Below are 13,578 nucleotides of genomic sequence, written 5' to 3'. Positions count from 1 at the left end.
AGCCGATCGATGCCCCAGGTGGATCCCGAACTCTTCGACCGTGGCCAGTTCCAGGCCGAACTGGCCCTGAAGGCGAGCCCTATCGCCGCGTTCAAGAAGGCTATCCGCCAGGCCCGCGAGGTGCTCGACGCGCGCTTTCGCAGCGGCCGGGACATCCGTCGCTTGATCGAGGACCGCGCCTGGTTCGTGGATAACATCCTGCAAAAGGCCTGGGAACAGTTCAGTTGGAGCGAGGACGCCGACATCGCCCTGGTGGCCGTCGGTGGCTACGGTCGTGGGGAGTTGCACCCCTACTCCGACATCGACCTGCTGATCCTGCTGGACAGCGCCGACCATGAGATCTTTCGCGATTCCATCGAGCGCTTTCTCACCCTGTTGTGGGACATCGGCCTGGAAGTCGGCCAGAGCGTGCGGTCGGTGGACGAATGCGCCGAAGAAGCCCGCGCCGACCTCACGGTGATCACCAACCTGATGGAAAGCCGCACCATTGCCGGCCCTGAACGCTTGCGCCAGCGCATGCTCGAAGTCACCAGCACCGCACACATGTGGCCGAGCAAGGATTTCTTCCTGGCCAAGCGCGCCGAGCAAAAGGCCCGGCACCACAAGTACAACGACACCGAGTACAACCTGGAACCCAACGTCAAGGGCTCGCCGGGCGGGCTGCGGGATATCCAGACGATTTTGTGGGTCGCGCGTCGCCAGTATGGCACCCTGAACCTGCGCGCCCTGGCTGGCGAAGGTTTCCTGGTGGAGAGCGAAAACGCCCTGCTGGCCTCGTCCCAGGAATTCCTCTGGAAGGTACGCTACGCCCTGCACATGCTCGCCGGACGCTCCGAAGACCGCTTGCTGTTCGATCACCAGCGCTCCATCGCGACCCTGCTGGGCTTTGAAGGCGAAGACGCGAAGACCAGCATCGAAAGCTTCATGCAGCAGTACTACCGGGTGGTCATGAGCATTGCGCAGCTCAGTGACCTGATCATCCAGCACTTCGAAGAAGTGATCCTGGCGCCCGAAGACGAAGCGCCGCCGCAACCGATCAACTCGCGCTTCCAACTGCACGACGGCTATATCGAGGCGCGCAACGACAATGTGTTCCGCCGCACACCGTTCGCGATGCTGGAAATCTTCGTGCTGATGGCCCAGCAGCCCGAAATCAAGGGCGTGCGCGCCGATACCATCCGTCTGCTGCGGGAAAACCGTCACCTGATCGACGACGATTTCCGGCATGACATCCGCAACACCAGCCTGTTCATCGAACTGTTCAAGTGCAAGATCGGTATCCACCGTAACCTGCGGCGCATGAACCGTTACGGCATTCTCGGGCGCTACCTGCCGGAGTTCGGCTTTATCGTCGGGCAGATGCAGCACGACCTGTTCCACATCTATACCGTGGACGCCCACACCCTGAACCTGATCAAACACCTGCGTAAGCTGCAGTACACCCAGGTGTCAGAGAAATTCCCGCTGGCCAGCAAGCTGATGGCGAAATTGCCCAAGCCTGAGCTGATCTACCTGGCCGGCCTGTACCACGACATCGGCAAGGGCCGGCATGGCGACCATTCCGAGATCGGCGCAGTGGATGCCGAGGCGTTCTGCCAGCGCCACCAGTTGCCCCTCTGGGACAGCCGCCTGATCGTCTGGCTGGTGCAGAACCATCTGGTAATGTCCACCACCGCTCAGCGCAAGGACTTGTCCGACCCGCAGGTGATCCACGACTTCGCGCAGATCGTCGGCGATGAAACCCGCCTCGACTACCTGTACGTCCTGACCGTCTCCGACATCAACGCCACCAACCCAACGCTATGGAACTCGTGGCGCGCCAGCCTGCTGCGCCAGCTGTACACCGAGACCAAGCGTGCCCTGCGCCGCGGCCTGGAAAACCCGGTGGACCGCGAAGAGCAGATCCGTCGCACCCAGAGCGCAGCCCTGGATATCCTGGTGCGTGGCGGTAACGACCCGGACGATGTCGAACAACTGTGGTCGCAACTGGGCGACGATTATTTCCTGCGCCACACCGCCGGCGACGTGGCCTGGCACAGCGACGCGATCCTGCAACAGCCCGCGGATGGCGGCCCACTGGTGCTGATCAAGGAAACCACCCAGCGTGAATTCGAAGGCGGCACGCAGATCTTCATCTACGCTCCCGACCAGCATGACTTCTTCGCCGTGACCGTGGCCGCCATGGACCAGCTCAACTTGAACATCCATGACGCCCGGGTCATCACCTCCAGCAGCCAGTTCACCCTCGACACCTACATCGTGCTCGACACCGACGGCGACTCGATTGGCGACAACCCGGTACGGGTGAAGAAAATCCGCGAGGGCCTGACCGAAGCCCTGCGCAACCCTGACGACTACCCGACCATCATCCAGCGCCGGGTACCGCGCCAGCTCAAACACTTTGCGTTTGCGCCCCAGGTGACCATTTCCAACGACGCGCAGCGCCCGGTCACGGTATTGGAACTCAGCGCACCGGATCGCCCGGGCCTGCTGGCCCGCATCGGCGGGATCTTCCTGGAGTTCGACCTGTCGTTGCAAAACGCCAAGATTGCGACCCTCGGCGAACGCGTGGAAGACGTGTTCTTCATTACCGATGCCGACAACCATCCGCTGTCCGACCCGGAACTGTGCCGCCGCCTGCAGGACGCGATCGTCCAGCAATTGAGCGTGACCCAGGAGCCCGGCGTCGAACTGACCAGACTGACCCTTTGAATTAATCTAACGTCCCAGTGGGCACGGTCCCTGTGGGAGCTGGCTTGCCTGCGATGGCATCGACTCGGTGTCGCCGATACACCGAGTGCCCCATCGCAGGCAACCAGGCGACTACAAAAAGCCGTCCTCATTCTGATCGAGGCCCTGATGAACAACGCCCTGAACCAGTTGCAGCCCTACCCGTTCGAGAAATTGCGCGCCCTGTTGGGCAGCGTCACGCCGAACCCTGACAAGCGCCCGATCGCACTGTCCATTGGCGAGCCGAAGCACAAATCGCCGACATTCGTCGCCGAAGCGCTGAGCAACAACCTCGACCAAATGGCGGTGTATCCGACCACCTTAGGCATCCCGGCCCTGCGCGAGGCCATCGGCGCCTGGTGTGAACGGCGCTTCAACGTACCCAAGGGCTGGCTCGATCCGGCACGCAACATCCTGCCGGTCAACGGCACCCGTGAAGCGCTGTTCGCCTTCACCCAGACGGTGGTCAACCGCGGTGACGACGCGCTGGTAGTAAGCCCCAACCCGTTCTACCAGATCTACGAAGGCGCAGCGTTCCTGGCCGGGGCCAAGCCGCACTACCTGCCGTGCCTGGACACCAATGGCTTCAACCCGGACTTTGACGCCGTGACGCCAGACATCTGGAAACGCTGCCAGATCCTGTTCCTGTGCTCCCCCGGCAACCCGACCGGCGCGCTGATCCCGGTCGACACCCTGAAAAAACTCATCGCCCTGGCCGACGAATACGACTTCGTGATCGCCGCCGACGAGTGCTACAGCGAACTGTACTTTGACGAGCAAACCCCGCCGCCAGGCCTGCTGAGCGCCTGCGTCGAACTGGGCCGGCAGGACTTCAAGCGTTGCGTGGTGTTCCACAGCCTGTCCAAGCGCTCCAACCTGCCGGGCCTGCGCTCCGGGTTCGTGGCCGGCGACGCCGACATCCTCAAGGCCTTCCTGCTCTACCGCACCTACCACGGCTGCGCGATGCCGGTGCAAACTCAGCTGGCCAGCATTGCAGCCTGGCAGGATGAAGCCCACGTGCAGGCCAACCGTGACCTGTACCGGGAAAAATTCGACGCCGTACTGGCGATCCTCAAGCCGGTGATGGAAGTGCAAAGCCCGGACGGCGGTTTCTACCTGTGGCCAAAGGTGAACGGCGACGATGCGGCGTTCTGCCGGGACTTGTTCGTGGAAGAACACGTGACCGTGGTGCCGGGCTCCTACCTGTCCCGCGAAGTGGACGGCTTCAACCCCGGTGCCGGGCGTGTACGCATGGCGTTGGTTGCGCCGCTGGCAGAGTGTGTGGAAGCGGCTGAGCGCATTCGCGCATTCATGACCCGCAACCGCTGATTGAAACGGTTTGTGCGCGCCCTTGCCTGACACGCCAGGGCGCGTAGTCAACGATTGAACGTTCCAGCGGTTTCGTACCAATCAGGGATCAGCGACTTTTATTGATCCCTGCAGGAGAAACCTTATGAACGTTGCCGCCGTCGTTGCTCCCCAATTCCATCACCTGCCGCACAAACAGGACGATGGGCACACGAACGCCCCCTCGAGTGCTGCACACTCAAGGCACCGACGCAATGTCGGCGACCCCGGCAGATACTGGCCGCAAAACACCACCCTCAAAATTGCCCTGTACGAGTTCGATGTCAACGACCCCTATGTGCTGGCAGTCAAAAAAGCCGCCTGTCAGTGGCTACCCCATATCAATCTGAAATTTGAGTTTGTCTCGGGAGAGGAAGGCGACGTCAGAATCGCAGCGAACAACCAACGCCCCCAATCTGCCGTTGGCACGGGTGCACTGAGCATGCCCGAAAGCACTCCGACCATGTCATTGCCCCTGGACCATACCGATCCGAGGTTCGAGTACATTGTCCTGCATGAATTCGGGCACATGCTGGGTGCCCTGCATGCCCACCAGCATCCCGACGCCGACATCCCATGGAACGTGCCCAAGGTGCACGCAGTCTATCGGCGCAATGGCGTGAGCCAGGCACAAGCCAATGCCGACCTGCTCCCGTTGCCCCGCAACACGGCCTACGACTATCAACCCTACGACTCAGACTCCGTCATGCACTATGAAATCGACCCGAGATTGACCCAGGGAAACTGGGCTCAATCGGAGAGCTGGGCGATCAGCGAGGGCGATATCGCCTGGGCGAAAAACGCCTACCCACGCCCCGCCTCATGAACACCGGCCTGCAGAAGACGGCTGCCCTACTTCTGCAACCCCAGATTGGCCTCGCTCATGTCGAGGTCGGCCAAGACTTCGCGCAGCACGTCATCGCCAATCTGGTGATGACGGCTGAGGCTGTACAGTTCCAGTCGCTGGGCCCGCAGCGCCTTGAGGCGCAATTTGCGCTCCAGTTGATCCATCCGGTGTGCCAGCGCCTGGGCGTCGGCCGAGTCGTTGAACACGTCCAATTGATGGCGGTATTCGGACATCAGCCGGGCCTTGAGCTCAGTGGCCAGCGCCGCCTGGGCAGCGTCGAGGGTTTCGGCTTCAGCGGGCTCTTCGGCCTCCAGGGCATGGATCGCGGCCACGGCGGTTTTTTTCCAGGCGTCGCGCACCTCGTTGTGGCGCTTTTCATCCGGGCTCTTCTCGATGCCGCGCAACAGCAGCGGCAACGCGATACAGGCGGCGATCAGCGACAGCAGGATCACGCCGGCGGCGATGAAGATCAGCAGGTCGCGCTCGGGAAAATCCTTGCCCGGCGCCAGCAACAAAGGCACCGACATCACACCCGCCAGCGTCACGGCACCGCGTACTCCGCCGACAGTCAGCAACCAGCAGGAACGGGCGGTAGGCACCAGTGTGAGCTCGCTTTTGCCACGAATCCTGCGCAGCAGGCCTGACAGTCGCCAGATGCTTTGCACCCAGATAAAGCGCAACACCACCAGCACCAGGAAGATCGCGACCACGTCGAGGCAGCGATAGAACAATGTCGGCCACAGGGTTGGCTCGTGACTGACCACGGCCTTGATGATGTCCGGCAGTTGCAGGCCCAACAGCAAAAAGATCAAACCGTTGAAGGCAAACTCCAGCAGTGACCAGACGCTGCGGTTGAGCAAGCGCGTGCTGGTCTGGCGCGGCAGCAGGTCGAGCCAGCTTTGCATCATGCCCGCCGCCACCGCCGACAGAATGCCCGATGCGCCCAGGCGCTCGGCCAGCACATAGGCCGCAAACGGCAGCAGCAACATGAACACCACGTGAGTGGCCGGATCGTCCCAGCCCCGCGCAATCATCCAGGCGCGGAGGCGGCCGACCAACCAGCTCAACGCGACGCCGACCGCCAGCCCGCCGACGGCCACCAGGACAAAAGTGAGGCTCGCGTCGGCCAGGGAAAACACCCCGGTCAGCGCCGCCGCCAGGGCGAACTTAAAGGTCACCAGGCCCGAAGCATCATTCATCAACGCCTCGCCTTGGAGCATATGCATCAGCGGCGTCGGCAGGCGGTTCTGGGAAATGGCTGACACCGCCACGGCATCCGTCGGTGACAATACGGCCGCCAGCGCGAAGGCTACCGGCAACGGAATCGTGGGCAATAGCCAATGGATGAAGTAACCCGCACCGACCACGGTGAACAGCACCAACCCCACGGCGAGGGTCAGGATCGGCCCGCGCAGGCGCCACAACTCACGTTTGGGCATGCGCCAGCCATCGGAGAACAGCAACGGCGGCAGGAACAGAAACAGGAACAGCTCAGGGTCCAGCGCCACGTGCAGCCCCAGCGTGGGCCAGGCCAGCAAGGCGCCGGCGGCAATCTGCACCAAAGGTAACGGCAGGGGAATCACACGCCCGACAAGACGCGAAACGCTGACCAGCATCAGCAGGATAAGAACGGTGTAGGCGGTTTGCATAAAGCGGGTTTCCCGGACAATCGACTTGCAACGACACACATCAGGCAACAACTCGCCGTTGAAGTGCCATATTAGCCGCCTATGCTGCGCGGTGGCTTTTGCACAAAAGTCGCACTGCGTCATGGGCTGGCGTGACGAGCGGCACTCAAAGCCGCTGGTCATGGCATAATCGGTGATCTTTCGTTTCTACTTGGTCCAAAGGGGGGCAATTCCTTGACCGCTTCAAGCAAAACGTTGCACCTTTTCGGTATCAAAGCCTGCGACACCATGAAAAAGGCGCGCACCTGGCTCGATGAGCACGGCGTCAGCTATGAGTTCCACGACTACAAAACGGCCGGTATCGACCGCGAACACTTGACCCAATGGTGCAACGAGCACGGTTGGCAGGTGGTTTTGAACCGTGCGGGCACCACCTTTCGCAAACTCGAAGACGAACGCAAAGCCGATCTCGATCAGTCGAAAGCCATTGATTTGATGCTCGCACAACCCTCGATGATCAAGCGCCCGGTGCTTGATCTCGGTGACAGAACCCTGATTGGCTTCAAGCCAGATAGTTATTCGGCGGCCCTCAAGTAGGCCAGCCCTTTCCATTTTTGTAGAGGTAACAGCATGTCCCATTCCCTGTTCAGCCTGGGCTTCGGCGTCGGCACTCAGAACCGCCAAGGTGCTTGGCTGGAAGTGTTTTACGCACAACCCTTGCTCAACCCATCGGCTGAAATCGTTGCCGCCATCGCACCGATCCTCGGGTACACCGAAGGCAACCAGGCGATCACCTTCACCGTCACCCAGGCCCTGCAACTGGCTGACGCACTCAAAGGTGTCGATACCGCCCAAGCCGCGCTGCTGAGCCGCCTGGCTGAAAGCCACAACCCCTTGGTCGCCACCGTGCTGGCCGAAGACGCCGCACTGACCTCCACGCCCGAGGCCTACCTCAAGCTGCACCTGCTGTCCCATCGCCTGGTCAAGCCACACGGCCTGAGCCTGGCCGGTGTGTTCCCGCAGCTGCCGAACGTGGCCTGGACCAGCCAAGGCGCGATCGACATCGCCGAACTGGCCGAGCGCCAGCTGGAAGCCCGCCTGCGTGGCGAGCTGCTGGAAGTGTTCTCGGTGGACAAGTTCCCGAAAATGACTGACTACGTAGTGCCGAGCGGCGTGCGTATCGCTGACGCCGCGCGTCTGCGCCTGGGTGCCTACGTGGGCGAAGGCACCACCGTGATGCACGAAGGTTTCGTCAACTTCAACGCCGGTACCGAAGGCCCGGGCATGATCGAAGGCCGCGTATCAGCGGGCGTATTCGTCGGCAAGGGCTCGGACCTGGGCGGCGGTTGCTCCACCATGGGCACACTGTCGGGCGGCGGCAACATCGTGATCAAGGTGGGCGAAGGCTGCCTGATCGGTGCCAACGCCGGTATCGGTATCCCGTTGGGCGACCGCAACACCGTGGAGTCGGGCCTGTACGTCACCGCCGGCACCAAGGTCGCGCTGCTGGACGAGCAGAACCAACTGGTCAAAGTGGTCAAGGCACGTGAACTGGCCGGCCAGCCGGACCTGCTGTTCCGCCGCAATTCCGAGACCGGTGCCGTGGAGTGCAAAACCCACAAATCGGCCATCGAACTGAACGAAGCGCTGCACGCTCACAACTAAGCAGCCACTCGATGCCACTAGCGGGCTCCAACCTTGGGGCTCGCTTATACGAGTCTTGAACACCATGCTAGTGCCCTCCCCCTGGCGCGCCGACTTCCCGGCCATCGCCACCCTGCAACGGCAAGACCAGACTTACCTGGACAACGCCGCCACCACGCAAAAACCCCAGGCCCTGTTGGATGCGATCAGCCATTACTACGCCAATGGCGCAGCCAATGTGCACCGTGCCCAGCACTTGCCAGGTGCCCATGCGACCCAGGCGTTCGAAGACAGTCGCAGCAAGGTCGCGCAGTGGTTGAATGCAGGCGACAGCGGGCAGATCGTATTTACCCACGGCGCAACTTCTGCGCTGAACCTCCTGGCCTACGGCCTTGAGCACCTATTCAATGCGGGCGATGAGATTGTCATCAGCGCCCTGGAACACCACGCTAACCTGCTGCCCTGGCAGCAACTGGCCAAACGTCGCGCCGCCACGCTCGTGGTGCTGCCCCTGGACGCGGACGGCGTGATCGACCTGCACGCGGCCGCCGAGCTGATCGGCCCGCGCACACGCCTGCTGGCGGTGAGCCAGCTGTCCAACGTGCTGGGCGCCTGGCAGCCTCTGGAGGCCCTGCTCGCACTGGCCCGGCCACACGGCGCCCTGAGCGTGGTCGATGGCGCCCAAGGCATCGTCCACGGTCGCCATGACGTGCAGGCCCTGGGCTGTGACTTCTATGTATTTTCCAGTCACAAACTCTACGGACCGGACGGCGTCGGCGTGCTGTTTGGCCGCAACGAAGCCCTGCACCACTTGCGCCACTGGCAGTTTGGCGGCGAGATGGTGCAACAGGCCGACTACCACAGCGCCAGCTTTCGCCCGGCGCCACTGGGTTTCGAGGCGGGCACTCCACCGATTGCCGGCGTGATCGGCCTCGGCGCCAGCCTGGATTACCTGAGCTCGCTGGATCAGCAGGCGGTTGTCGCCCACGAAGCGGCGCTGCATGACTATCTGTTGCGAGGGCTCAACGCGCGCAATGGCGTGCGCGTGCTGGGGTCACCGCAGGTAGCGCTGGTCAGCTTCGTGGTGGAGGGCGTGCACAACGCGGATCTTGCGCACCTGCTCACCGAGCAAGGCATTGCCGTGCGCGCAGGACACCATTGCGCGATGCCGCTGCTCAAGGCAATGCACCTGCCGGGAGCGATTCGCGTGTCCCTGGCGCTGTATAACGACTCTGATGACCTGGAGCGCTTCTTTGACGCGCTGGACCAGGCGCTGGATATGCTGCGATGAGCCTGCCAGTGGATGCGGTTGCCGCGCTTGAAGCCTTCCAGGCTGTCGGCAGCTGGGAACAACGCGCGCGGATGCTGATGCAATGGGGCGAGCGGCTGCCGCCACTGGCGGATGAGCATAAAGTCGACGCCAACCTGGTGCAGGGCTGCGAAAGCCTGGTGTGGCTGGTAGGCCGTTTGGAGGACGGCCACTGGCAGTTCGCTGCGAGCAGCGATGCGCGGATGATTCGTGGGTTGGTGGCGCTGCTCCTGGCGCGGGTCAATGGGTTGTCGGCCGCCGAGTTGCAGGCTGTCGACTTGCCAGACTGGTTTGCACAGCTGGGGCTGTCCCGGCAGCTGTCACCCTCGCGCAGCAATGGCCTGAACGCTGTGCTGCAGCGCATGCAAACGCTGACCCATACACAAAACTGATGGGGGAGCTGGCTTGCCTGCTCCCCCATTTTGGATGGCTGTAGGGCAGTGAGATCTAGGTGGGCTTGACCCGCTCCGACGGCCTACGCACTCCGGCGACAATCTTATCCACCGCCTTGGTTGCCGCGACCATGCCAAACGTGGCCGTGACCATCATCACCGCGCCGAACCCGCCCGCGCAGTCCAGCTTCACGCCATCGCCGACAAAACTCTTCTGCAAACAGATGCTGCCGTCCGGCTTGGGATAGCGCAGTTGCTCGGTGGAAAACACACAGGGCACGCTGTAGTGGCGGGTCACGGTGCGGGAGAAGCCGTAATCCCGACGCAAGGTGGAACGCACTTTCGAGGCCAGCGGGTCATTGAAGGTGCGGTTCAAGTCACACACCTGGATCAGCGTCGGGTCGATCTGGCCGCCGGCACCGCCGGTGGTGATGATCTGGATCTTGCGGCGCTTGCACCAGGCAATCAGTGCAGCCTTGGCGTTGACCGCATCAATGCAGTCAATCACGCAGTCGATGTTAGGCGTGATGTATTCGGCCATGGTATCGCGGGTCACGAAATCCGCCACCGCATGCACCGTGCAATCCGGGTTGATGCCGCGCAGGCGCTCTGCCATCACTTCGACCTTGGGCTTGCCCACGGTGCTGTCCAGCGCGTGCAACTGGCGGTTGCTGTTGCTGACGCAGACGTCGTCCAGGTCAAACAGCGAAATCTCGCCCACTCCACAACGGGCCATGGCTTCCGCCGCCCACGAGCCCACGCCGCCGACGCCGACGATCGCCACATGGGCCGCTTTCAAGCGTTCCAGGCCTTCAATGCCATACAAGCGGGCAACGCCTGCAAACCGCGGATCTTCTGTACTCATGACCATTACCCCAAAAACCGGCGCGCATTATGGACTACGCAGCGACAAGTTCGAAGCGACAAGCTACAAGTAAAGAACTTAGATGGCCTTTCGCTGACTAATGTCCGGTTTTGCTCTGCTCGCTGTACGGTCAGGGAAAGGCCGGTGTAGGATGCGCGCCGTTCGGCGTAGGCCGACACCTCTTTTCGTTCCACACCCTTTGGAACCCGAAATAGCCATGGCATCGCGTAAATTTGGACTCAACCTGGTGATCGTGCTGGCAATCGCCGCGCTGTTCACCGGTTTCTGGGCGTTGATCAACCGCCCCGTCACCACTCCCAACTGGCCTGAGCAGATCTCCGGGTTTTCCTACTCGCCGTTCCAGCAAGGCCAGTACCCGCAGAAAGACCAGTACCCGACCGACGACCAGATGCGTCGCGACCTCGAGATCATGAGCAAGCTGACGGACAACATCCGTACCTACTCGGTCGACGGCACCCTGGGTGACATCCCCAAGCTGGCGGAAGAATTCGGCCTGCGCGTGACCCTTGGGATCTGGATCAGCCCGGACCTGGAACGCAACGAGCGCGAAATCCAGCGCGCCATCGAAATCGCCAACAGCTCGCGCAGTGTGGTGCGGGTGGTGGTCGGCAACGAAGCCCTGTTCCGTGAAGAAATCACCCCTGAAGCACTGATTGTGTTGCTCGACCGAGTGCGCGCTGCCGTGAAAGTGCCGGTGACCACGTCCGAGCAATGGCACATCTGGGAAAAGAACCCGAAACTGGCCAATCACGTCGACCTGATCGCCGCGCACATCCTGCCGTTCTGGGAATATATCCCGATGGACAAGGCCGGCCAGTACGTACTCGACCGCGCCCGGGACCTGAAGAAGATGTTCCCGAAAAAACCGCTGTTGCTCTCGGAGGTTGGCTGGCCGAGCAACGGACGCATGCGCGGTGGCAATGAAACGTCCCCGGCAGACCAGGCGATCTACCTGCGTACACTGGTCAACAAGCTGAACCGCCAGGGTTTCAACTACTTCGTGATCGAAGCGTTCGATCAGCCGTGGAAAGTCAGCGACGAAGGCTCTGCCGGCGCCTACTGGGGCGTGTACAACGCCGCGCGCCAGCAGAAGTTCAACTTTGACGGGCCGGTGGTGGCGATCCCGCAATGGCGCGTACTGGCCATTGGTTCGGTGGTGCTCGCGCTGCTGTCGCTGACCCTATTGATGATCGACGGCTCGGCCCTGCGCCAGCGTGGCCGGACCTTCCTGACCTTCATCGCGTTCCTGTGCGGTTCGGTGCTGGTGTGGATCGGTTACGACTACAGCCAGCAATACAGCACCTGGTTCAGTGTCACCGTGGGCATCCTCCTGGCCCTCGGCGCCCTGGGCGTGTTTATCGTGCTGCTGACCGAGGCCCACGAACTGGCCGAAGCGGTATGGACCCACAAGCGCCGGCGTGAATTCCTGCCGGTTGTGGGGGATTCGGACTACCGCCCGAAAGTATCGATCCACGTGCCGTGCTACAACGAGCCGCCGGAGATGGTCAAACAGACCCTCGACGCCCTGGCGGCCCTCGACTACCCGGACTACGAAGTCCTGATCATCGACAACAACACCAAGGACCCGGCCGTGTGGGAGCCGGTACGCGACTACTGCGAAACCCTCGGCCCGCGCTTCAAGTTCTTCCATGTCGCGCCCCTGGCTGGCTTCAAGGGCGGCGCGCTGAACTACCTGATCCCGCACACCGCCAAGGATGCGGAAGTGATCGCAGTGATCGACTCCGACTACTGCGTGTCGCCAAACTGGCTCAAGCACATGGTGCCGCACTTCGCCGACCCGAAAATCGCCGTGGTGCAGTCGCCGCAGGATTACCGCGACCAGAACGAAAGCACCTTCAAGAAGCTCTGCTACGCGGAATACAAGGGCTTCTTCCATATCGGCATGGTTACCCGCAACGACCGTGACGCGATCATCCAGCACGGCACCATGACCATGACCCGTCGCTCGGTGCTCGAAGAACTGGGCTGGGCCGACTGGTGCATCTGCGAAGACGCCGAACTGGGCCTACGTGTGTTCGAGAAAGGCCTGTCAGCGGCGTATTACCACGACAGCTACGGCAAGGGCCTGATGCCGGACACCTTCATCGACTTCAAGAAACAGCGTTTCCGCTGGGCCTACGGGGCGATCCAGATCATCAAGCGCCACACCGCCAGCCTGCTGCGCGGCAAGGACACCGAGCTGACCCGTGGCCAGCGCTACCATTTCCTCGCGGGCTGGTTGCCGTGGGTGGCGGATGGCATGAACATCTTCTTCACCGTTGGCGCCCTGTTGTGGTCGGCGGCGATGATCATCGTGCCGACGCGGGTCGATCCGCCGTTGCTGATTTTCGCGATCCCGCCGTTGGCGCTGTTCGTGTTCAAGGTCGGCAAGATCATCTTCCTCTACCGCCGTGCGGTGGGTGTGAACCTCAAGGATGCGTTCTGTGCCGCCCTGGCCGGCCTGGCGTTATCCCACACGATCGCCAAGGCGGTGTTGTATGGCTTCTTCACCACCAGTATTCCGTTCTTTCGTACACCGAAAAACGCGGATAACCATGGTTTCTGGGTAGCCATTTCCGAAGCCCGCGAAGAAATGTTCATCATGCTGCTGTTGTGGGGCGCGGCGCTGGGGATCTACCTGGTGCAGGGCCTGCCAAGCAATGACATTCGCTTCTGGGTGGTGATGCTGCTGGTGCAGTCGCTGCCGTATGTGGCCGCGCTGGTCATGGCGTTCCTATCGTCGCTGCCGAAACCGGCGCCGAAGGTTGAGCCGGCAACGGTTGAGTAAAAACTTG

Annotated in this window: 10 protein-coding genes; 8 read left to right on the top strand and 2 right to left on the bottom strand. The window is 62.0% G+C overall.

From position 1 onward, the window contains the following. Nucleotides 1–9 precede the first annotated feature (9 nt). The 3 genes from ATH90_RS06460 (at nt 10) to ATH90_RS06450 (ending at nt 4,903) form a co-directional block, all read left to right on the top strand. Nucleotides 10–2,712, top strand: a complete 2,703-nt coding sequence (locus tag ATH90_RS06460) for a [protein-PII] uridylyltransferase (RefSeq protein ID WP_069022118.1) — start codon at nt 10–12, stop codon at nt 2,710–2,712. A gap of 147 nt (nt 2,713–2,859) precedes the next feature. After that, nucleotides 2,860–4,059, top strand: coding sequence for a succinyldiaminopimelate transaminase (gene dapC / locus ATH90_RS06455; protein ID WP_034109106.1), 1,200 nt, complete (start codon nt 2,860–2,862; stop codon nt 4,057–4,059). Between the two features lie 124 nt (nt 4,060–4,183). Then, a complete protein-coding gene (locus ATH90_RS06450) occupies nt 4,184–4,903 on the top strand; it encodes a M12 family metallopeptidase (RefSeq protein ID WP_098465900.1) in 720 nt (239 codons plus the stop codon). Nucleotides 4,904–4,929: 26 nt separating this feature from the next. Here the strand turns inward: ATH90_RS06450 and ATH90_RS06445 are convergent, their stop codons facing one another. After that, nucleotides 4,930–6,573, bottom strand: a complete 1,644-nt coding sequence (locus ATH90_RS06445; RefSeq protein WP_098465899.1) for a Na+/H+ antiporter — start codon at nt 6,571–6,573, stop codon at nt 4,930–4,932. A 267-nt stretch (nt 6,574–6,840) separates the two neighbouring features. Between ATH90_RS06445 and ATH90_RS06440 the strand changes: the two genes are divergently transcribed. The 4 genes from ATH90_RS06440 to ATH90_RS06425 all read left to right on the top strand — a co-directional run bounded on the left by ATH90_RS06440 (nt 6,841) and on the right by ATH90_RS06425 (nt 9,897). Beyond that, nucleotides 6,841–7,149, top strand: a complete 309-nt coding sequence (locus tag ATH90_RS06440; RefSeq protein ID WP_234010469.1) for an arsenate reductase — start codon at nt 6,841–6,843, stop codon at nt 7,147–7,149. Between the two features lie 33 nt (nt 7,150–7,182). Further along, entirely contained in the window at nt 7,183–8,217 is a 1,035-nt protein-coding gene (dapD, locus tag ATH90_RS06435) for a 2,3,4,5-tetrahydropyridine-2,6-dicarboxylate N-succinyltransferase (RefSeq protein WP_034109111.1), read from the top strand. 64 nt (nt 8,218–8,281) lie between these two features. Next, the gene (locus ATH90_RS06430; protein ID WP_034109113.1) at nt 8,282–9,487 is read left to right on the top strand and encodes an aminotransferase class V-fold PLP-dependent enzyme; all 1,206 of its coding nucleotides are present in this window, start codon (nt 8,282–8,284) and stop codon (nt 9,485–9,487) included. Further along, nucleotides 9,484–9,897: a SufE family protein gene (locus ATH90_RS06425; protein ID WP_098465898.1), complete on the top strand. Its 414-nt coding sequence runs from the start codon at nt 9,484–9,486 to the stop codon at nt 9,895–9,897. Before ATH90_RS06430 ends, ATH90_RS06425 begins: the two co-directional genes overlap by 4 nt. Nucleotides 9,898–9,952: 55 nt before the next feature. Here ATH90_RS06425 and tcdA read toward each other — a convergent pair whose 3' ends face one another. Continuing rightward, nucleotides 9,953–10,762 (bottom strand): tRNA cyclic N6-threonylcarbamoyladenosine(37) synthase TcdA, encoded by an 810-nt coding sequence (gene tcdA, locus ATH90_RS06420; protein ID WP_052198936.1) that lies wholly within the window; start codon nt 10,760–10,762, stop codon nt 9,953–9,955. A 217-nt stretch (nt 10,763–10,979) separates the two neighbouring features. Between tcdA and ATH90_RS06415 the strand changes: the two genes are divergently transcribed. Next, nucleotides 10,980–13,571, top strand: a complete 2,592-nt coding sequence (locus ATH90_RS06415) for a glycosyltransferase (RefSeq protein ID WP_034109118.1) — start codon at nt 10,980–10,982, stop codon at nt 13,569–13,571. Nucleotides 13,572–13,578 lie beyond the last annotated feature (7 nt).

The organism is Pseudomonas lurida, from assembly GCF_002563895.1.
GTDB classification, from domain to species: domain Bacteria; phylum Pseudomonadota; class Gammaproteobacteria; order Pseudomonadales; family Pseudomonadaceae; genus Aquipseudomonas; species Aquipseudomonas lurida.
This window is presented reverse-complemented; position numbering and strand designations above follow the sequence as displayed.

Coding starts and splice junctions, on each gene's coding strand:
- ATH90_RS06460 (WP_069022118.1), top strand. CDS start 10: ATGCCCCAGGTGGATCCCGAACTCTTCGACCGTGGCCAGTTCCAGGCC.
- dapC (WP_034109106.1), top strand. CDS start 2,860: ATGAACAACGCCCTGAACCAGTTGCAGCCCTACCCGTTCGAGAAATTG.
- ATH90_RS06450 (WP_098465900.1), top strand. CDS start 4,184: ATGAACGTTGCCGCCGTCGTTGCTCCCCAATTCCATCACCTGCCGCAC.
- ATH90_RS06445 (WP_098465899.1), bottom strand. CDS start 6,573: ATGCAAACCGCCTACACCGTTCTTATCCTGCTGATGCTGGTCAGCGTT.
- ATH90_RS06440 (WP_234010469.1), top strand. CDS start 6,841: ATGAAAAAGGCGCGCACCTGGCTCGATGAGCACGGCGTCAGCTATGAG.
- dapD (WP_034109111.1), top strand. CDS start 7,183: ATGTCCCATTCCCTGTTCAGCCTGGGCTTCGGCGTCGGCACTCAGAAC.
- ATH90_RS06430 (WP_034109113.1), top strand. CDS start 8,282: ATGCTAGTGCCCTCCCCCTGGCGCGCCGACTTCCCGGCCATCGCCACC.
- ATH90_RS06425 (WP_098465898.1), top strand. CDS start 9,484: ATGAGCCTGCCAGTGGATGCGGTTGCCGCGCTTGAAGCCTTCCAGGCT.
- tcdA (WP_052198936.1), bottom strand. CDS start 10,762: ATGAGTACAGAAGATCCGCGGTTTGCAGGCGTTGCCCGCTTGTATGGC.
- ATH90_RS06415 (WP_034109118.1), top strand. CDS start 10,980: ATGGCATCGCGTAAATTTGGACTCAACCTGGTGATCGTGCTGGCAATC.